General features: G+C 72.3%; 16 protein-coding genes. 3 read left to right on the forward strand and 13 right to left on the reverse strand.

The window, feature by feature from the left end:
• Window positions 1–36: 36 nt before the first annotated feature.
• Together OG352_RS18980 and OG352_RS18985 are read right to left on the reverse strand one after the other, a co-directional pair.
• Window positions 37–978 carry an alpha/beta fold hydrolase gene (locus OG352_RS18980; RefSeq protein WP_329218386.1) on the reverse strand — a complete coding sequence of 314 codons (942 nt, stop codon included), beginning with the start codon at window positions 976–978 and terminating at the stop codon, window positions 37–39.
• A gap of 456 nt (window positions 979–1,434) precedes the next feature.
• Window positions 1,435–2,127: a metal-dependent transcriptional regulator gene (locus OG352_RS18985; protein ID WP_130442080.1), complete on the reverse strand. Its 693-nt coding sequence runs from the start codon at window positions 2,125–2,127 to the stop codon at window positions 1,435–1,437.
• Window positions 2,128–2,490: 363 nt separating this feature from the next.
• On the opposite strand from OG352_RS18985, the gene OG352_RS18990 reads away from it, so the two are divergent.
• Window positions 2,491–3,246 (forward strand): SIS domain-containing protein, encoded by a 756-nt coding sequence (locus OG352_RS18990; protein ID WP_329218387.1) that lies wholly within the window; start codon window positions 2,491–2,493, stop codon window positions 3,244–3,246.
• Between the two features lie 101 nt (window positions 3,247–3,347).
• Here the strand turns inward: OG352_RS18990 and OG352_RS18995 are convergent, their stop codons facing one another.
• Window positions 3,348–4,787: a PAS domain-containing protein gene (locus OG352_RS18995; protein ID WP_329218389.1), complete on the reverse strand. Its 1,440-nt coding sequence runs from the start codon at window positions 4,785–4,787 to the stop codon at window positions 3,348–3,350.
• Window positions 4,788–4,886: 99 nt separating this feature from the next.
• Window positions 4,887–5,351, reverse strand: a complete 465-nt coding sequence (locus OG352_RS19000) for a GNAT family N-acetyltransferase (protein WP_329218390.1) — start codon at window positions 5,349–5,351, stop codon at window positions 4,887–4,889.
• 647 nt (window positions 5,352–5,998) lie between these two features.
• On the opposite strand from OG352_RS19000, the gene OG352_RS19005 reads away from it, so the two are divergent.
• Window positions 5,999–7,015 (forward strand): isopenicillin N synthase family dioxygenase, encoded by a 1,017-nt coding sequence (locus OG352_RS19005; RefSeq protein WP_329218391.1) that lies wholly within the window; start codon window positions 5,999–6,001, stop codon window positions 7,013–7,015.
• A gap of 28 nt (window positions 7,016–7,043) precedes the next feature.
• On the opposite strand, the gene OG352_RS19010 is transcribed toward OG352_RS19005, so the two are convergent.
• Window positions 7,044–8,144, reverse strand: coding sequence for a citrate synthase 2 (locus OG352_RS19010; protein ID WP_329218392.1), 1,101 nt, complete (start codon window positions 8,142–8,144; stop codon window positions 7,044–7,046).
• Window positions 8,145–8,521: 377 nt separating this feature from the next.
• Here OG352_RS19010 and pdxH point away from each other — a divergent pair, with 377 nt between their 5' ends.
• Window positions 8,522–9,202 (forward strand): pyridoxamine 5'-phosphate oxidase, encoded by a 681-nt coding sequence (gene pdxH, locus OG352_RS19015; RefSeq protein WP_329218394.1) that lies wholly within the window; start codon window positions 8,522–8,524, stop codon window positions 9,200–9,202.
• Window positions 9,203–9,244: 42 nt separating this feature from the next.
• Here the strand turns inward: pdxH and OG352_RS19020 are convergent, their stop codons facing one another.
• The 8 genes from OG352_RS19020 to OG352_RS19055 all read right to left on the reverse strand — a co-directional run bounded on the left by OG352_RS19020 (window position 9,245) and on the right by OG352_RS19055 (window position 19,058).
• Window positions 9,245–9,976: a TetR/AcrR family transcriptional regulator gene (locus OG352_RS19020; protein WP_329218396.1), complete on the reverse strand. Its 732-nt coding sequence runs from the start codon at window positions 9,974–9,976 to the stop codon at window positions 9,245–9,247.
• Window positions 9,964–10,698, reverse strand: a complete 735-nt coding sequence (locus OG352_RS19025; RefSeq protein ID WP_329218398.1) for an enoyl-CoA hydratase family protein — start codon at window positions 10,696–10,698, stop codon at window positions 9,964–9,966. The genes OG352_RS19020 and OG352_RS19025 overlap by 13 nt, the downstream gene beginning before the upstream one ends.
• Window positions 10,699–10,746: 48 nt before the next feature.
• Window positions 10,747–11,889 (reverse strand): acyl-CoA dehydrogenase family protein, encoded by a 1,143-nt coding sequence (locus OG352_RS19030; protein WP_329218400.1) that lies wholly within the window; start codon window positions 11,887–11,889, stop codon window positions 10,747–10,749.
• A gap of 79 nt (window positions 11,890–11,968) precedes the next feature.
• Complete coding sequence (locus OG352_RS19035) at window positions 11,969–13,816, reverse strand: acetyl/propionyl/methylcrotonyl-CoA carboxylase subunit alpha (protein ID WP_329218401.1); 1,848 nt, start codon at window positions 13,814–13,816, stop codon at window positions 11,969–11,971.
• A gap of 5 nt (window positions 13,817–13,821) precedes the next feature.
• The gene (locus OG352_RS19040) at window positions 13,822–15,438 is read right to left on the reverse strand and encodes an acyl-CoA carboxylase subunit beta (protein ID WP_329218402.1); all 1,617 of its coding nucleotides are present in this window, start codon (window positions 15,436–15,438) and stop codon (window positions 13,822–13,824) included.
• Window positions 15,435–17,117, reverse strand: coding sequence for an acyclic terpene utilization AtuA family protein (locus OG352_RS19045; RefSeq protein ID WP_329218403.1), 1,683 nt, complete (start codon window positions 17,115–17,117; stop codon window positions 15,435–15,437). The genes OG352_RS19040 and OG352_RS19045 overlap by 4 nt, the downstream gene beginning before the upstream one ends.
• Entirely contained in the window at window positions 17,114–17,938 is an 825-nt protein-coding gene (locus OG352_RS19050) for a TIGR03084 family metal-binding protein (RefSeq protein ID WP_329218404.1), read from the reverse strand. The genes OG352_RS19045 and OG352_RS19050 overlap by 4 nt, the downstream gene beginning before the upstream one ends.
• A 160-nt stretch (window positions 17,939–18,098) precedes the next feature.
• On the reverse strand, window positions 18,099–19,058 hold the full coding sequence (locus OG352_RS19055) for an EamA family transporter (protein WP_329218405.1): 960 nt from the start codon (window positions 19,056–19,058) through the stop codon (window positions 18,099–18,101).
• Window positions 19,059–19,117 lie beyond the last annotated feature (59 nt).

Genomic DNA, 19,117 nt, shown 5'->3' on the forward strand with positions numbered 1-19,117 from the left:
CGGAAGGGGACTGAAGTTCTCAGGGGTTCCGGGGCTTCAGGGGGTTTCTGGGGTGAGTACGGCGTCGAGGAAGGGTTCGATCGCTGTGCGCCAAGCCGTTGGCTGGTCGTAGTGGACGAGGTGGCCGGCGTGGGCGACCTCCGCGTACTCGCCGCGCGGTAGTACGCGGACCATCTCCTGGGCCTCGGCCCGGCCCAGCTCGCCGTCGAGCCCGCGCACGACCAGGACCGGGCACTGGACCTGGGTGAGTTCCTCCCAGTGCGCGTCATAGACCCAGGTCTCGCGGGACTTCAGCATCTGTTCGGGCTCGAAGACGGGCCGCCAGCCGTCGGGGGACTCGTGCATGACCTCGGCGTAGAACTCGCCGCGGGAGGGGTTCGGGCGCTCCACCCAGGGGTCGTCCTCGCCGAACCACTTGCGGACGTCGGCGAGGGTGGCGAAGGGGACGGGCCAGGACTTGAACCAGTCGCCCCACTCGCGCTGCGAGGCCGCGCCGAGCGCGGAGGCCCGCATGTCGCAGACGATCAGGCCGCGCACCAGGTCGGGACGCTTGGCGGCGAGCTGCCACGCCGTCAGCGCGCCCATCGCGTGGCCGATGAGGACGGCCGGGGCGAGGCCGAGCTGTTCCAGGGCGGCCTCCGCGTCCTCGACGTAGGCCTCGCGGGTGAAGGCGGCTTCGGGGGGCTTCTCGCTCTGGCCGTGGCCGCGCTGGTCGAGGGCGACCGCGCGGTGCCGCTCGGAGAGCCAGCGGGCGGTGGACGCCCAGTGCGAGGCCCGGCCCATCAGACCGTGCAGTAACAGGACGCCCGAGGACGACGACGACCCGTTCTCCCCGCCCCCGTCTCTGGCCCCGCCTCCGTCCCTTTCCGCTTCCACTGCTCGTGCGGACTGCGCCGGGATCACCTTGGGCGGGTCCCCGAACTCCCAGGCCGCCAGGCGTACGCCGCCCGCTCCGGTCACGTCGATGCGTCGCGCCACAGTTCCTGGCACCCCCCTGGGCCTCGTACCGTTGTGCTGCCGTCAGACTTCGAAAGACTTCGGATCACACGCAGGCTATCGAATGCCCTTTCGAGATATGCACTCTCCGCGAGCAACACCCCTCGTTCGAGTGACCTCGTTCAAGGAATGATCGCCGCTGCCGAGGGGAGACCTTCTGCGGGAGGCGGACCGTTCGGGGAAACCGGTCCGAGGGGAACGACCTTGAGAGCTCGGGGCTCCGGGTCGAAACAGGGGAGGACAGGCCCCGGTGCCGCACGGCACCGGGGCCTTCCGCTGCTCTGCGGCACACCATCCCGCCCCCTCAGGTCATATGCCCACGCGACAGCCTGGCACGTGAAGCGTCGGAGCGCTGCGATTCGACACAGCCGATCTCCGATTCGACGAGATCGACAGGACGCCACAACTGCCCCCTGCGTCCCGGGAGTTGAACAATGCTCAGCGTTTGGCGACGAACACGTGGGACGCGACGTCCGACGCCAGCTCGGCGGCCTCGCCACCGCTGCCGACCAGCACCCCGCCCGCCGACTCCGTCACGCTCACCACCGAACCGGGCTGCACGCCCGCGCGGCGCAGCGTGTACATCAACTGCGCGTCCGTCTGGATCGGCTCGCCGATACGGCGCACGACGACCGTCTTGCCCTCGGTGCCCGGGTCGAGGTCGGCCAGGGAGACCATGCCCTCGTCCAGGAAGGGGTCGGCGCCGTCCTTCTCGCCCAGCTCCTCCAGGCCCGGGATCGGGTTGCCGTACGGCGACTCGGTCGGGTGCCGCAGCAGCTCCAGCACGCGGCGCTCGACGGCCTCGCTCATCACGTGCTCCCAGCGGCAGGCCTCCGCGTGCACCTGCTCCCACTCCAGGCCGATCACGTCGACGAGGAGACACTCGGCGAGGCGGTGCTTGCGCATCACGCGCGTGGCCAGCCGACGGCCCTCGTCGGTGAGCTCCAGGTGCCGGTCGCTGGCCACGGAGACCAGTCCGTCGCGCTCCATGCGCGCCACCGTCTGGCTGACCGTCGGACCGCTCTGGTCGAGCCGCTCGGCGATCCGGGCGCGCATGGGGACCACACCTTCCTCTTCCAGCTCGAGGATGGTGCGGAGATACATCTCCGTGGTGTCGATCAGTCCGGACATTTGTAGCCCCTTGATTAGCTCTGCCGAAGGCTGGACGGCTCTCCGGCGCGTGCGCTGGCCCTGGAGTCAATTCTGCCGGATACCACTGACAAGCGTGCCGCGCCGTTGGAACCATGCGGTTACATCAGGGTGCGAGGCGATGGAACAGGGGCGGCCGGTGCCTCTGCTTCCTCACCGTTCACGGCCGTCTCCCCACCGTCCCCGGTCGTCCCCCCATCGTCTTCGGCCGTATTGACAGCGCACTGGTCCAGACCGCACGGTGATCCGCGACACGGACGCCCGGCACCCGGACACGGGGCACGGACGCCCGGTACGGGCACGGACGCCCGGTACGGACACCGATACGGCAAAGGGGCCCCTCGGATGAGCGACCGCAAGCTCGCCGCGCAGTTCTTCGACGCCGCGATCGGCCTGCTGCAGCGGGCCCGCGACGAGGAGGCCGAGGCCGTCGAGGCCGCCGGGACGCTGCTCGCCGACACCGTGGCCGACGGCGGCCGCCTCTTCGCCTTCGGCGCCGGCCACTCCTCCCTCGCCGCCCAGGACGTCGTCTACCGCGCGGGCGGCCTCGCCCTGATGAACCTGCTCGCGGTGCCGGGCGTCGTCGGCGTCGACGTCATGCCCGCCACCCTCGGCTCCGCCCTGGAGCGCGTCGACGGTCTCGCCGGCGCCGTCCTGGACACCTCGCCGCTGCGCGCGGGCGACGCCCTCGTCATCGTCTCGCTCTCCGGCCGCAACGCCCTGCCCGTGGAGATGGCCCTCGGCGCCCGCGCCCTGGGCGTCAAGGTCATCGGCGTGACCTCGGTGGCGTACGCCTCAGGGACGACGTCGCGGCACTCCTCAGGGACGTTCCTCAAGGACCACTGCGACGTCGTCCTCGACTCGAAGATCGCGGTCGGCGACGCCGAGCTCACCCTCGACACCGTCCCCGCGCCCTTCGCCCCCGCCTCCACGGTCGTCACCAGCGCCCTCCTCCAGGCCGTCATGGCCACCGCGGCCGGCGCCCTCGCCGACCGCGGCATCGAGCCCCCGCTGCTGCGCTCCGGCAACGTCGACGGCGGCCACGACTGGAACGGGCGGCTCATGGAGGAGTACCGGGACCGGATCTTCTACCGCCGTTGAGCGGAGCTTCTACCGCTACGGCCATTGAGCGCACGCGCGTGTGCGTGCGTGCGTGCCTGCCCTCAATGGGCGTCCGTGCCCCCAATTGGCCGTCCATGCCCTCAATGGCCGTCCGTGCGCTCCGTGGCCGTCAGGTCGGCCAGGTCCAGGGCGGTCGCGATGCGGACGGCGACGTCCTCGGCGTAGATCGCGTCGGAGCGTTCGAAGGCGGTGCGGCCGGCGCCCCGTAGGAACGTCACGACGCCCAGCGTGCGGCCACGGCTGCGCAGCACCGCGGACAGGGCGTACACCGTGTCGTCTGGCCACTGGCGCGCCCGCGCCCACTCCCTGGCCTCGCCGGCCGCGACGGAGCCGACACCGGCCCGCACCGAACCGGCTCGCGCGACGCACTGGAGCGCCGGATGGGCGTCGCCGTAGCGGACGGGCAGGCCCGCGTGGCCGGTGAGCGCGCTGGGGCCCGGCCCGCCGGACGGGGTGGCCGCGACCCGCATCAGCCGCGCCGGACCGGCCCCCTCCACGTCGGCCGCCGTCTGGCCCATCACCCGGTCGACCAGGGCGTGGTCGGCGAATCCGGCGAGCGCGAAGTCGAGATGGACGGTGGCCGCCTCGGCCGGGTCCTCGCACTCGACCGCCGCGCGGGCGGCCCGGTGCAGTTGGTTGGCGCGGAAGCGCAGCAGGGAGGCCTCCTGCTCGCCCTGCTTGGCCTCGGTGACGTCCTGGAAGATCCAGCCGACGCCGAGCGGCACCGGCTCCTCGGCGAGCGGCGACGCCAGCCGCAGGAAGCCGCTCCGCCAGCAGCGCCGCTTCTCGCCCTCCGGGGTGCGCACCCCGACCCACAGCTCGGCGGGGGCGGGCGGGGCGCCCTCGGCGAGGACGTGCGTCAGCGCGTTCTCCAGCTCCTCCACGCCCCGGGTGAGCAACTCCCCCAGCGGACGCCCCAGGACGGCCGTACGCCCCGTCCCGAGCGCGCGGGCGGCGTGTGCGTTGACGACGGCGGGGCGCAGGTCGGCGTCGACCAGGACCACGCCCCAGGAGGCGTCGTCGAAGAGGGCCTCGCTGAGCGCGATGGAGCGCTCCAGGTCGATCTGGGCGTGCACCTCGCTGAAGGCGCAGTACAGGCCGGCGGGCTTGCCGTCGGGCCCGCGCACGGCGGCGGACTGGGTCCGGACGAGCACCCGGCCGCCGACCTTGGTCAGCAGCGCGAACTCGTGCACCTGGCGGCCCGGCGCGTGCATGGCGGCCGTCAGCCGCCCCTCGATCTCCTCGGCGTCGGCCTCGCGCACGGCCCAGCCGGCGAAGCCGTGCCGGCCGACGGCCTCGGCCGCGCTCCAGCCGAGGATGCGCTCGGCCTCGCGGTTCCAGTGGGTGACCACTCCGTCGCCGTCGAAGGCGCACAGGGCCGCGTCCATGCCGTCGAGCAGCGCGGCGAGCAGATCGGTGCCGTCCGGGCCGACCGGGCCGTCGTCGCCCGACCGCTCGGGCTGCTCGGGCTCGTCCGGCCCCAGCTCGTCGGTGGTCCCACTACGCCGGGAAGCACTCACCTGGACCCCCTGCAGGTTCGCTCTCTTGCCCTCATTCAACTCGAACGTGACACAGCCCACATATGATTCCCGCAAGATTGCCGAGGAATCATTGTTCCGCTACGGCCTGCCGCCCCCGGACACCAGCCTCAGGTCGACCCATTCCGCCGCCTCGCCGTCCAGGACGTACCGCTCGACCTCGACGAACCCACGCGCCCCCGCGAACCGCAGACCGTCCTCGTTGACGGCCAGCACACACGTCTCGACCGCCCGGGCACCGAGCACGCGCGCGTGGGCGAGACCGTTGTCGTACAGGGCGGCCCCGTAGCCGCGTCCCCGGTACGCGGGCAGCACGCGCGCGATGACGGTCGCCACCGCGTCCTCGCCCTCGGGCGGCCGCACGGTCGAGCAGCCGACGAGGACGTCACCGGCGTAGGCGTTCTCGAGCCGGTAACGGCCGGCCCGCTCCCGCACCTCGTCGAGGGACAGCGCGGCCGGCGGCACGATCACGTTGTGGACGTGCCGCCACTGCTCCAGCGCGGTCTCGCCCGCGACGGGCTCCGTACGAAGTCGAAGATCAGTCACACGAGCAGCGAAGCGCGTGCGCACACCCGCGTCAACGCGTTTGCGCGGCGCTCGGTCGTCTCGGCCATCTCGGCCATCTCGGCCATCTCGGCCATCTCGGCCATCTCGAAAAAACACTTGAGCGATCGGGGATGGCCTTTTTAGAGTGGGCGTACGAGGAAAGGAGGTGGTTCGGAGCATGTATGGACACCGGACGTCGGAGGTGGCTGCGGGCTAGTGGCCCGTCGCCCACTCAGTGCGGTGCCGGACCCGCGTGCACGAGATGCACGCAGCCGGCCAATCCAACGCAGTCACCCGACCCGCGAGTCGCCGGTACGTCCGGCCGGCCCCTCCTCCGGGAGGACCAGACTCGCGGGTCGTCTGCGTTTCCCCCGTCCGTAGACCGGAAGGCTTGCGGTGGGTGATCCGCACCACGTACGGATCTTTGGTCAGGCGGTACCCTGAGCGCATGCTTTCGCTTGTTCGACGCCGCCATGTGGACTACGTCCGCGTCACGAGCACGGGCTGTCGACGCTCCATCTGAGCCGTCCAGCCTCCCTCGCGGTTACCGCCGCCTGTGTTTGCGCAATTCCTCCCCCGCCCACCTGGCACCCGTGCGCCGTCCCACCCGACGCCGGCCGCGGGCCCCGTACACCCACGGACGCACCATGACGAACCCGTCGTACCGCCAACTGCCGATCATCGATCTCTCCGCCGTCGACGGCGGGCCCCAAGCGCGGGCGCTGCTGCACGCGCAGTTGCACAGTGCCGCGCACGATGTGGGGTTCTTCCAGCTCGTCGGGCACGGGGTGAGCGCACGGGAGACGGATGCGCTGCTCTCCGCCATGCGGCGGTTCTTCGCACTGCCGGAGGACCAGCGGCTCGCGATCGACAACGTGAACTCGCCGCACTTCCGCGGGTACACGCGCACCGGCGACGAGCGGACCGGCGGGCGGCAGGACTGGCGGGACCAGCTCGACATAGGGGCGGAGCGGGCCGCGCGGGTGCCGGGGCCCGGTGATCCCGCGTACTGGTGGCTGGAGGGGCCCAACCAGTGGCCCGCCGGGCTTCCCGAACTGCGCAGCGCCGCGCTCGCGTGGATCGAGCGGCTCAGCGCCGTCGCCGAGAAGCTGCTGCACGAGCTGCTGGCCGCGATCGGGGCGCCCGTCGACTTCTACGACCCGGCCTTCGGGAAGCGGGCGCATCCGCAACTGAAGCTCGTGCGGTATCCGGGGAGCGCGGGGGACGGGGCCGGTCAGGGGGTGGGCGCCCACAAGGACTACGGGTTCCTGACGCTGCTGCTCCAGGACCAGGTCGGCGGGCTCCAGGTGCAGCGGGAGGACGGGCGCTTCCACGATGTGCCACCGCTGGACGGCGCGTTCGTCGTCAACCTCGGTGAGCTGCTGGAGGTGGCGACCAACGGGTACCTCCTCGCCACCAACCACCGGGTCGTGTCGCCGCCGAGTGCCGTCGAGCGGTTCTCCGTGCCCTTCTTCTACAACCCCCGGCTGGACGCCCGCGTCGAGCCGCTGCCCTTCCCGCACGCCTCCACCGCCCCCGGCGTGACCGACGACCCGGCCAACCCGCTCTTCGCCGACTACGGCTTCAACGAGCTGAAGGGCAAGCTGCGCGCCCACCCGCCGGTGGCCCGGCGGCATCACGCGGAGCTGCTCAGCCCCGTGTGATGCCCCATGTCGACCGGTCGGCGGTCGGCTAGTTCGCGATGCCGCCGTAGCCCTCGATCTCGCGGGGGTTGCGGGAGGCGGGGCCGATGTAGCGGGCCGACGGGCGGACCAGGCGGCCGGTGCGCTTCTGTTCCAGGATGTGCGCCGACCAGCCGGCCGTGCGGGCGCAGGTGAACATCGACGTGAACATGTGCGCCGGGACTTCGGCGAAGTCCAGGATGATGGCCGCCCAGAACTCGACGTTCGTCGCCAGGACCCGGTCGGGGCGGCGGGCGTGGAGTTCCGCGAGGGCCGCTTTCTCCAGGGCTTCGGCGATCTCGAAGCGGGGCGCGCCCAGCTCGCGGGCGGTACGGCGCAGCACGCGCGCGCGTGGGTCCTCGGCGCGGTAGACGCGGTGGCCGAAGCCCATCAGTCGCTCGCCCTTGTCGAGGGCCTGCTTGACGTAGGCGTCGGCGTCGCCGGTCCGCTCGATCTCCTCGATCATGCCGAGGACGCGGGAGGGCGCGCCGCCGTGCAGCGGGCCCGACATGGCCCCTACGGCGCCGGAGAGGGCCGCTGCGACGTCCGCGCCCGTGGAGGCGATGACGCGCGCCGTGAAGGTGGACGCGTTCATGCCGTGCTCGGCCGCCGACGTCCAGTAGGCGTCGACCGCCGCCACGTGCTTGGGGTCCGGCTCGCCGCGCCAGCGGATCATGAACCGCTCGACGACGGACTGGGCCTTGTCGATCTCCCGCTGCGGGACCATCGGCCGGCCCTGACCGCGCGCGGACTGGGCGACGTAGGAGAGGGCCATGACGGCGGCGCGGGCGAGGTCCGCGCGGGCCTGCTCGGCGTCGATGTCGAGGAGGGGCTTGAGGCCCCAGACGGGCGCGAGCATGGCGAGCGCGGACTGCACGTCGACGCGGATGTCGCCGGAGTGGACGGGGATGGGGAACGGTTCGGCGGGCGGCAGGCCGGGGTTGAACGCGCCGTCGACGAGCAGGCCCCAGACGTTGCCGAAGGAGACATGGCCGACCAGGTCCTCGATGTCGACGCCCCGGTACCGCAGGGCGCCGCCCTCCTTGTCCGGTTCGGCGATCTCCGTCTCGAACGCGACGACTCCTTCGAGTCCGGGTACGAAGTCGGACATCAGGCGGCTCCTCGTGATGTGTGCGACATGTGCGACAGGATTTGTATGAGGGGTTGGTGTGACGGGGTGGGTGTGTATGGCGTGATGCGTGTGACGGGATCTGTGTGACGGGATCTGTGCGGCTACAGGTGTGAGACGGGCCGGGCGCCTGTGGTTCCGCGGTCCTGGGGAGACTCACGGTCCTCGGCGGTCACCCCAGTGATGCCCCGTGCGGCGCGGGGTCACCCAACCGGGACGACATCTGCACCATATCCCCGGGTGTCACCCTTGGGGAGGGGTCGCGGCACTCAGTGCCACCTGCACCGCGGGGATGCGTGCGGATGACTGCGGGTGAGTGCGGCCGGGTACGGATGCGTTCCGTACGGCAGGATGACCTCGTGACCGACGCAGACGCCGTCTCTCCCGGCCCCGTCCCCGACCCCGCCGCCATGCGCAAGCAGTACCGGGCCGAGGGGTTCGCGGAAGCCGAGCTGGCCGCCACGCCCGTGGAGCAGTTCGCCCGCTGGTTCAAGGACGCGGCCGTCGAGGCCCAGCTCTTCGAGCCGAACGCCATGGTCGTCGCCACCGCGGACGCCGAGGGCCGGCCTAGCTCCCGTACGGTGCTGCTGAAGCGGTTCGACGAGCAGGGCTTCGTCTTCTTCACGAACTACGGCTCTCGCAAGGCCCGCGATCTCGCCGAGAACCCGTACGTCTCGCTGCTGTTCCCCTGGCATCCGATGGCCCGGCAGGTCATCGTGCGGGGCGTGGCCCGGCGCACCGGGCGGGACGAGACCGCCGCGTACTTCCGGACCCGGCCGCACGGCTCCCAGCTCGGCGCGTGGGCCAGCGCCCAGTCCTCGGTGATCGCCACCCGGGCCGACCTCGACGCCTCGTACGCCGAGCTGGCGGCCCGCTATCCGGAGGGCGAGCAGGTGCCGGTGCCGCCGCACTGGGGCGGTTTCCGGGTGGCACCCGAGTCGGTGGAGTTCTGGCAGGGCCGCCTGAACCGGCTCCACGACCGGCTGCGGTACGTGGCGGAGGCGGACGGAAGCTGGCGGGTGGAACGGCTGAGTCCGTGAGGGGGCAGGGGCAGGGGCAGGCACTGACAACGTCCTCGGTCCTCAGCTCAGTGCCTCCTCCAGCAGTACGGTCCACTGCGCCACCACCCGCTCGCGGCGCGCCGCGTCGTCGGTGAGGAGGTTGGCGAGGCCCAGGCCGCGGGCCATGTCCAGCAGGCCCTGGACGGTTTCACGGACGCCGGGGCCGGACTCGTCGGCGCCCAGCAGCTCCACGGCCGTGCGGTGGGCGTCGCGGCCCACGCGGGCCTCCAGCTCGGTCACGCGCGGACGCAGTTGCTCCTCGTTGGAGGCGGCCACCCACAGGTGCAGGGCGGCGCGGAAGAGGGGGCCGGTGTAGAGGCCGACGAGGGCGGTGACGACCGCGCGGCGGTCACCGGTCGCGCCCTGCGGGAACAGGGCTCGCAACGCGCCGGAGCGTTCCTCGGCGACGTACTCGACGGCCGCGGTGAACAGGTCCTCGCGGGTGGGGAAGTGGTGCTGGGCGGCGCCCCGGGAGACACCCGCGCGTTCGGCAACGACGGAGACCGTGGAGCCCGCCCAGCCGTGTTCGGCGAGGCAGGCGACGGCGGCCTCCAGCAGCCGCTGCCGGGTGGCCCGACTGCGGTCCTGCTTGGGGGCCCGGTCGCCGGAGACGCCCCGGTCACGGTCGCCGGGGGCGCGGCCGTCCGGGGTGTGTCCGTCCGGGGTGTGTCCGTCCGGGGCGTGTCCGGGCGGGGCGTGTCCGGGCGGGGCGTGTCCGGGCGGGGCGTGTCCGGGCGGGGTCACAACACCCATGAGGGATCCCGTCGTTCGAGGAAGGCCGTCATTCCCTCGCGGGCGTCGGGGTTGGCGAACAACGAGGCCGAGAGGCCGGTCATCGCGCCGACGTCCTCGACGAAGGCCTCCAGGACCTTGGCCGTGAGCAGCTCCTTCGTCCTGGCCAGGGCCCTGGGCGAGGCCCGCCGCAGGCCGTCGAGGACGGGGGCGAGGGCCTCGTCCAGGTCGGTGTCGCCGGCCGAATGGCTGACGAGGCCGATGCGGGCGGCTTCGGCGGCGCCGAAGGTCTCTCCGGTGAGGCAGTAGCGGGTGAGGGCGCGCGGGTCGACGCGGGGCAGCAGCGGCAGCGAGATGACGGCGGGCGCGACCCCGATGCGCACCTCCGTGAACGCGAAGGTCGACGCCTCGGACGCGACCGCGATGTCGCAGGCGCCGAGCACCCCCAGGCCGCCCGCCCGCACATGCCCGGCGACCCGGGCCACCACGGGTTTGCGCAGCTTCAGGATCCGCTGGAGCAGCCCGGTCACCGCCTTGGGGGCCGGCGGGTCCTTCAGGTCGGCGCCCGCGCTGAAGGTGTTGCCGGTGTGGGTGAGGACGACGGCGCGTACGTCGTGGTCCTTGTCGCACTGTTTGAGCGCGTCGGTCAGCTCGGCGACGAGGGCGTGCGAGAGGGCGTTGCGGGTGGCGGGCGAGTCGAGGCTGAGGGTCTCGACGCCCCGGACGCGGGTGCGGCCGATCATGGTTCCTCCAAGGCGGTTTCGTCCAAGGCGGTTTCGTCCGAGGGCGGTTCAGTACGACTTGGGCAGGCCCAGGGTCTGGTGGGAGACGTAGTTGAGGATCATCTCCCGGCTGACCGGGGCGATACGGGCCACCCGCGAGGCGGTGATCAGCCTGGCTATCCCGAACTCGCTCGTGAGGCCGTTGCCCCCGAGGGTCTGCACCGCCTGGTCGACCGCCCGCACGCAGGCCTCCCCCGCCGCGTACTTCGCCATGTTGGCGGCCTCGCCCGCGCCCATGTCGTCCCCCGCGTCATACAGGTGGGCCGCCTTCTGCATCATCAGGCGGGCCAGTTCGAGTTCGATGTGCGCCTGGGCCAGGGGGTGCGCGATGGCCTGGTGGGCGCCGATCGGGGTGTTCCAGACGGTTCGCTCGCGCGCGTACGCGACCGCCTTCCCGAGGGCGTGCCGGCCCATGCCGATCGCGAACGCGGCCGTCATGATCCGCTCGGGGTTCAGGCCGGCGAAGAGCTGGAGCAGACCGGCGTCCTCGTCGCCGACGAGCGCCTCCGCCGGGAGCCTCACGTCGTCCAGGATCAGCTCGAACTGCTTCTCCGCGCCGTGCAGTTCCATGTCGATCTCGCGGTGGGTGAAGCCGGGCGCGTCACGCGGGACGATGAAGAGGGCGGGCTTGAGACGGCCGGTGCGGCCCTCTTTGCCGGACACCGTCTCCGTGCGGCCGACGATCAAGGTGGCGTCCGCGATGTCCACGCCGGAGACGAAGACCTTGCGGCCGGTGAGGAGCCAGTCGCCGCCGTCCTTGCGTGCCGTCGTGGTGATGCGGTGACTGTTGGAACCGGCGTCGGGCTCGGTGATGCCGAAGGCCATGAGGCGGGTGCCGTCGGCCAGGGCGGGGAGCCACTCCTGCTTCTGGGCTTCCGTGCCGAAGCGGGCGATCACCGTCCCGCAGATCGCCGGGGAGACGATCATCATGAGGAGGGGGTTGCCTGCGGCGCCCATCTCTTCGAGGACCAGGGAGAGTTCGGTGATGCCGCCTCCGCCTCCGCCGTATGCCTCCGGCAGGTTGACGCCGATGTAGCCGAGCTTGGCGGCTTCTTGCCAGAGGGTCTTGGAGTCGTGCGGGTGGGTCTTGGCGAAGGAGGAGACCGCGTCTCGGAGTGCCTTGTGCTCGTCGGGTTCGATGAGGGGGGTCATGAGACTCCTTCGGCTGCGGGTTGTGGGTGGTTGCTCGCGCTCACGCGGCGGAGCCGCATATCGATGCAGTCCCGTGCCTCTAGGTTGCTTGCACTACCGCCAGCAACATGCCCACCGTTACTTGTTGTCCAGGTGTCACCGCCACCTCCGTCACCCTCCCGGTGACCGGCGCGGAAATGCGGTGTTGCATCTTCATCGCTTCGAGCCACATCAGCGGTTCTCCCGCTTCGACACTCGATCCGGTGATGAGACCGGGTGCGAGCTTGACGACCGTGCCGGGCATCGGGGCCAGGAGGGAGCCGGGGGCGTGCTGCGTCTGAGGGGTGGGGAAGCGGGGCAGGGCGGTGAGGGCGGTGGTGTTGACGTGGACCTGGTCGCCGTAGCGGGCGATCTCGAAGCGGTGCCGTACGCCGTCCACTTCGAGCACCACCAGGTCCGCATCGGCGTGCACGACGTGCACACCGTCCGCTGTCAGGCCGGTGCGCGTGTGGCGGTAGTGGACCTCCTGCGCCTCTCCCCCCACCCCGTACCGCTTCGTCTGCGGCTGGGACGGCAGGTTGCGCCAGCCGCCGAAGCGGGAGGCGGTGGATGCCTGTGCCAGCGCGGCGGCCAGAGGGGCGTGCGGATCGCGGGGAGGGGTCGTCAGTTCGGGCAGGTGGCGGTCGTAGAAGGCCGTGTTCATGCGGGCCGACGTGAACTCCTCGTGCCGCAGGGAGCGGACCAGGAGGTCGCGGTTGGTGGTCGGGCCGTGGACGGTGGCCCGCTCCAGTGCTCCCGCCAGCTTGCGCAGCGCCTCCGCGCGCGTGGGGGCGTGTGCGACGACCTTCGCGAGCATCGGGTCGTAGTGGACGCCGATCTCGTCGCCGCCCTCGTACCCGGTGTCCATGCGGACGCCCGCCGGGACGGTCAGGCGGTGCAGGGTGCCGGTCTGCGGGGTCCAGTCGTTCGCCGGGTCCTCGGCGTAGAGGCGGGCCTCGATGGCGTGGCCGCGCGCGTGGGGCGGTGAAGGGGACAGCCGGGCGCCCTCCGCGACGCGGATCTGCTCCGCCACCAGGTCGAGGCCGAAGACCGCCTCCGTGACGGGGTCTTCGACCTGGAGGCGGGTGTTCATCTCCAGGAAGTGCGCCCGGCCGTCGGCGACGAGGAACTCGACCGTGCCCGCGCCGACGTAGTCGACAGCACGGGCTGCGTGTACGGCCAGCCCCTTCAACTCCTCCTCCAGCGACCCGGAGAGCCCGGGCGCCGGGGCCTCCTCGATCACCTTCTGGTGCCGCCTCTGGAGGGAGCAGTCGCGGGTGCCCAGCGCCCATACCGTGCCGTGTGTGTCGGCGAGGATCTGCACCTCCACGTGGCGGCCGGCGTCGACGTACGGCTCGACGAACACCTCGCCGTCGCCGAAGGCGCTCGTGGCCTCGGCGCGGGCGCTCTCCAGGGCGGCGTCCAGCTCCTCCAGGCGGCGTACGACGCGCATGCCGCGGCCTCCGCCGCCCGCCGCCGCCTTCACCAGCACCGGAAGGTCGGATTCCGTCACGTCCCGCGCGGACAGGGGAGTGAGGCCCATCAGCTCCTTGGCGCGCGTCTTGGACGCCATCGCCTCGATCGCGTCGGGCGGCGGGCCGATCCAGACCAGGCCCGCGTCCAGGACGGCGCGCGCGAAGTCGGCGTTCTCGGAGAGGAAGCCGTAGCCGGGGTGGACGGCGTCCGCGCGCGCGGCGACGGCCGCCTTCACGATGAGGTCGGCGCGCAGGTAGGTGTCCGCGGGGGCCGCGCCCGGCAGGCGTACCGCCGTGTCGGCCACGCGCGCGTGGAGGGCGTTCTCGTCGGCGTCCGAGTGCACGGCGACCGTCCGGATTCCCAACTCACCGCAGGTGCGGAAGACGCGGCAGGCGATCTCGCCGCGGTTCGCCACCAGAACTGACGTAATCATGACCCTCACATCCGGAAGACGCCGAAGCCGCCGCGCGCACCCTCGTACGGCGCCGTGTGGATGGCCGACAGGCACAGCCCGAGGACCGTTCGGGTGTCGCGCGGGTCGATGACGCCGTCGTCGTAGAGCCGTCCCGACAGGAACATCGGCAGCGACTCCGACTCGATCTGCTGCTCGACCATGGCGCGCAGCGCGGCGTCGGCGTCCTCGTCGTAGGGCAGGCCCTTCGCCGTGGCCGACTGCCGGGCGACGATCGAGAGGACGCCCGCGAGCTGCTGCGGGCCCATGACGGCCGACTTGGCGCTCGGCCAGGCGAAGAGGAAGCGGGGGTCGTAGGCGCGCCCGCACATGCCGTAGTGGCCCGCGCCGTACGACGCGCCCATGAGGACGGACAGGTGGGGGACCTTCGAGTTGGCGACCGCGTTGATCATCATCGCGCCGTGCTTGATGATGCCGCCCTGCTCGTACTCCCGGCCGACCATGTAGCCGGTGGTGTTGTGCAGGAAGAGCAGCGGGATGTCGCGCTGGTTGGCGAGCTGGACGAACTGGGCGGCCTTCTGGGACTCGGCGCTGAACAGCACGCCCTGGGCGTTGGCCAGTACGCCTACGGGATAGCCGTGCAGGGTCGCCCAGCCGGTGACGAGGCTCGTCCCGTACAGGGGCTTGAACTCGTCGAAGTCGGAGGCGTCGACGATCCGGGCGATCACCTCGCGCGGGTCGAAGGGGGTGCGCAGATCGCCCGGGACGATGCCCAGGAGCTCGTCCTCGTCATACTTGGGAGGGATGGCCGGGCCGGGATCCTCGTACGCCTTGCGGTGGTTGAGGCGGGCCACCACGCGGCGGGTCTGCCGCAGCGCGTCCCGCTCGTCGACGGCGAAGTGGTCGGCGAGACCCGACACGCGCGCGTGCATCTCCGCGCCGCCCAGGGACTCGTCGTCGCTCTCCTCCCCGGTGGCCATCTTCACCAGCGGCGGCCCGCCGAGGAACACCTTCGCCCGCTCCTTGACCATGATCACGTGGTCGGACATGCCGGGGATGTACGCGCCCCCGGCGGTCGAGTTCCCGAAGACGACGGCCACGGTCGGGATCCCGGCGGCGGACAGGCGCGTCAGGTCGCGGAAGACGGCCCCGCCCGGGATGAAGATCTCCTTCTGGGACGGCAGGTCGGCCCCGCCGGACTCCACCAGGCTGATGCAGGGCAGCCGGTTGGCGAGGGCGATGTCGTTGGCGCGCAGGGCCTTCTTCAGGGACCAGGGGTTGCTGGCGCCCCCGCGCACGGTCGGATCGTTGGCCGTGATCAGACACTCCACGCCCTCGACCACCCCGATCCCGGTGACGAGCGAGGCGCCGACCGTGTACTCGCTCCCCCAGGCGGCCAGCGGCGACAGCTCCAGGAAGGGCGTGTCGGGGTCGAGGAGCAGCTCGATGCGCTCGCGCGCGAGGAGCTTGCCGCGCGCGCGGTGCCGGGCGACGTACTTCTCGCCGCCGCCCGCCAGCGCCTTCGCGTGCTCGGCGTCGAGGTCGGCGATCTTGGCGAGCATCGCCTCCCGGTGCGCACGGTAGGCGCGGTGGTCGGGGTGGTCGGGGGCGGTCGTGTCCAGCGCCGACGGCAGGACGGTCACAGGAGGGCCTCCGGAATGTCCAGGTGACGGGAGCGCAGCCATTCGCCGAGCGCCTTGCCCTGCGGGTCGAAGCGGGCTTGCGAGGCGACGCCGGCGCCGAGGATTCCCTCGACGACGAAGTTCAGGGCGCGGAGGTGGGGCAGTGCGTGCCGGGTGACCGTCAACTCGCGGGTTTCCGGGAGCAGTTCGCGGAAGCGGTCGACCGTGAGCGCGTGGGCGAGCCAGCGCCACGCCTCGTCCGTGCGCACCCACACCCCGACGTTGGCGTCCCCGCCCTTGTCCCCGCTGCGGGCGCCGGCGACGAGTCCGAGGGGAGCGCGCCGGGAGGGTCCGTCGTCCGGCAGGGGATCGGGCGGCGGGGGTTCCGGTAATGCGTCGAGTTCGAGGGTGTCGGCGGCCGGGGGTACGGGGATGCGGCGCCCGTCGGCGAGGACGGCCACGTGCGCGACCTCGTCCCGGGGGACGTACGCGGCCTCGAAGACGCCGTACGGGGTGCCCTTGCCGGGTGGGGCGAGGACGTGGAAGCCGGGGTAGCTCGCGAGGGCCAGCTCGACGGCCGCTCCGCTCAGCACCCGGCCGACGGCGGCCTGTTCTGGGTCGCGTACGACCAGCCGGAGCAACGCGCTCGCGGTCTCCTCGGTGTCGGCGTCGGGGCGGTCGGTGCGGACCGACTCCCAGCGGGCGTCGGCGACTTTGCCGACCGCCGCCGCCAACTGCTCCCGCACGAGCGCCGCCTTGGCCTCGATGTCGAGGCCGGTGAGCACGAAGACGACCTCGTTGCGGTAGCCGCCGAGGCGGGTGCGGCCGACCTTGAAGGTCGGCGGCGGGGCCTCGCCGCGCACGCCGTGGATCCGTACGCGGTCCGGGCCGTCGTCGTCCTGGGTGAGCCGTACGGTGTCCAGGCGGGCGGTGACGTCGGGTCCCGCGTACCGGGCCGGGCCGGTCTCGTACAGGAGTTGGGCGGTCACCGTGCCGACGTCGACGAAGCCGCCGGTGCCGGGGTGCTTGGTGATGACGCTGCTGCCGTCCTCGTACAGTTCGGCGAGCGGAAAGCCCGGGCGGCGTACGTCCCGGCCCTTGAACCAGGCGTAGTTGCCGCCGGTGGCCTGTGTCCCGCACTCCAGGACGTGCCCGGCGACGACCGCGCCCGCGAGCCGGTCGTACTCCCTGGGCCCCCAGCCGAAGTGGGCGGCGGCGGGCCCGGTGACCAGGGCCGCGTCCGTCACCCGCCCGGTGACGACGACGTCCGCGCCCTCGCGCAGACAGGCGGCGATGCCGAAGCCGCCGAGGTAGGCGTGCGCGGTGAGGCTGCCGGGGTAGCGGGCGGTGAGGTCGTCGCCCTCGACGTGGGCGACGCGTACGGGGATGCCGAGCCGGTCCGCCAACTGCCGTACGGCGTCGGCGAGTCCGGCCGGATCGAGGCCGCCGGCGTTGGTGACGATCCGCACCCGGCGGTCGTGGGCGAGGCCGAGGCACTCCTCCAACTGGCCCAGGAACGTGCGGGCGTAGCCGGCTGACGGGTCCTTGAGCCGGTCCCGGCCCAGGATGAGCATCGTCAGCTCGGCGAGGTAGTCGCCGGTGAGGACGTCGAGCCGGCCATCGGTGAGCATCTCGCGCATCGCGTCGAAACGGTCGCCGTAGAAGCCGGAGGCGTTGCCGATGCGGAGCACCCTCGTCACTCCGTCGCCCCCTTGGGCGCGTCCCCCTTGGGCATGTCCGCTGTGGGCGTGCGGCCCTCGCCGGGCGGGCCCGCGAACGCCTGGGCGACGTCCAGCCAGCGGTCCGCGTCCGGGCCCACGGCGGTCAGGGCGAGGTCGGCGCGATGCGCCCGCTGGGTGATCAGGCGGCAGAAGTCGAGCGCGGTGCCGGTGACGCGGTCGTCGGCGTCCTCGGGACCGTGGATCCACAACTCGCCGGACGGGCCGGTGAGTTCGATGCGGAACTCCTCGAACGGCACGGGCAGTCCGTGCATGCCGAGGGCGAAGTCGCGGGTGCAGACGCCGAGATGGACGATGTGCCGGATGCGGTCGGTGGGGGTGCGGACGACGCCGAGCGCGTCGGCGATGTCCAGGCCGTGGGCCCAGGTTTCCATGAGGCGGGCGGTGGCCATGGAGGCGACCGACATGGGTGGGCCGTACCAGGGGAAACGCGCCCCCGCCCGGGCCGCGCGCAGGGCGTCCTGGAGGGCTGCGCGGCCGGACCGCCAGTCCGCGAGCAACTGCGCGGACGGCTTTCCGGCGCCCTCCTCCGCGGCGTTGTCCACGAAGTCCCCGGGCGCGGTCAGCGCCTTCTCGACCTCACGGGAGAAGGCGTCCTGATCGGTCGCGGCCAGCACGGAGGAACGGTCGGTCCAGGCGAGGTGCGCGATCTGGTGGGCGACGGTCCAGCCGGGGGCGGGGGTCGGCAGCGTCCACTGCTCCGGTCCCAACTCGGCGACCAGCCGGTCGAGTTCGTCGCTTTCGGCACGGAGGTCGTCGAGTACGGGGGTGGGGTCGGCCATGGGGTGGAGCATGGCAGCGGGCAAGAAAACAATCAAGCATGCTTGTTATTAGTCTGCGCGGCGAGTGCGCCGAGTGCCGCGCGTGTACAGGGAGTGCCGCGCGTGTACAGACGAGTGCGACGCGTGCCCAAGCGGTGCCCCTCGGCACGGCCCCGGAGCGTCAGGCCTCCGGAAGCGTCGCCTTGCCCCGCTGTCCCACCTGGGTCCGTACCGCCCCCATGCTCGCCGCGATGACCAGCGCGATGGCCGCCGCCTGCAGGGTGGAGAGGGCCTGGCCGAGGATGAGGAAGCCGGCCGTTGCCGCGATCGCGGGTTCCAGGCTCATCAGGATCGCGAAGGTGGAGGCGGGCAGGCGGCGCAGGGCGAGGAGTTCGAGGGTGTAGGGGAGGACCGAGGAGAGGACGGCCACCGCCGCGCCCAGGCCCAGCGTCACCGGGTCGAGCAGCTTCGTGCCCGCGCCGGCGACCCCCAGCGGCAGGAACAGCAGCGCGCCCACCGCCATCGCCAGCGCCAGCCCGTCCGCCTGCGGGAAGCGGCGGCCCGTACGGGCGCTGAAGACGATGTACGCCGCCCACATCGCGCCCGCGCCCAGCGCGAACGCGACGCCCACGAGGTCGAGTTCACCGAAGCCGCCACCTCCGCCCGCGCCGCCGCGTCCGCCGCCTCCGCCCGCGCCGCTGAGCAGGAAGACGCCGGCGAGGGCCAGTCCGGCCCAGACCAGGTTGAGCGCGCGGCGCGAGGCGACGACCGACAGGGCGAGGGGGCCGAGCACCTCCAGGGTGACGGCCAGGCCCAGCGGGATACGGTCCACCGCCTGGTAGAACAGGCCGTTCATCGCTGCCAGCGTGACGCCGAAGACGACGACCGTGCCCCAGTCCGCGCGCGAGTGGCCGCGCAGGCGCGGTCGGCAGACCACCAGCAGCACCAGCGCCGCGACCAGCAGCCGCAGCGCCACCACGCCCAGCGCGCCCACCCTCGGCATCAGCGTCACCGCCAGCGCGGCGCCGAACTGCACCGAGACCCCTCCGGCGAGCACCAGGCCGACGGGTCCGAGGCCGCCGAAGCGGCCCGGGGCGGGGGCCGAGACCTGCGGTGAGGTGGCTGTATCGAGGGTGGTCACGGGCGGTCCAGGTGCTCGGTTCGTTCATCTTGATGTACTGACCAGTCCAGGCTAATGGA

The sequence above is a fragment of the Streptomyces sp. NBC_01485 genome, from assembly GCF_036227125.1.
Classification (GTDB): Bacteria; Actinomycetota; Actinomycetes; order Streptomycetales; family Streptomycetaceae; genus Streptomyces.

Coding starts and splice junctions, on each gene's coding strand:
- OG352_RS19010 (WP_329218392.1), bottom strand. CDS start 8,144: ATGTCCGACTTCGTACCCGGACTCGAAGGAGTCGTCGCGTTCGAGACG.
- OG352_RS19025 (WP_329218398.1), bottom strand. CDS start 10,698: ATGATCGGCCGCACCCGCGTCCGGGGCGTCGAGACCCTCAGCCTCGAC.
- OG352_RS19020 (WP_329218396.1), bottom strand. CDS start 9,976: ATGGGTGTTGTGACCCCGCCCGGACACGCCCCGCCCGGACACGCCCCG.
- OG352_RS19035 (WP_329218401.1), bottom strand. CDS start 13,816: ATGATTACGTCAGTTCTGGTGGCGAACCGCGGCGAGATCGCCTGCCGC.
- OG352_RS19050 (WP_329218404.1), bottom strand. CDS start 17,938: ATGGCCGACCCCACCCCCGTACTCGACGACCTCCGTGCCGAAAGCGAC.
- OG352_RS19005 (WP_329218391.1), top strand. CDS start 5,999: ATGACGAACCCGTCGTACCGCCAACTGCCGATCATCGATCTCTCCGCC.
- OG352_RS18985 (WP_130442080.1), bottom strand. CDS start 2,127: ATGTCCGGACTGATCGACACCACGGAGATGTATCTCCGCACCATCCTC.
- OG352_RS18990 (WP_329218387.1), top strand. CDS start 2,491: ATGAGCGACCGCAAGCTCGCCGCGCAGTTCTTCGACGCCGCGATCGGC.
- OG352_RS19030 (WP_329218400.1), bottom strand. CDS start 11,889: ATGACCCCCCTCATCGAACCCGACGAGCACAAGGCACTCCGAGACGCG.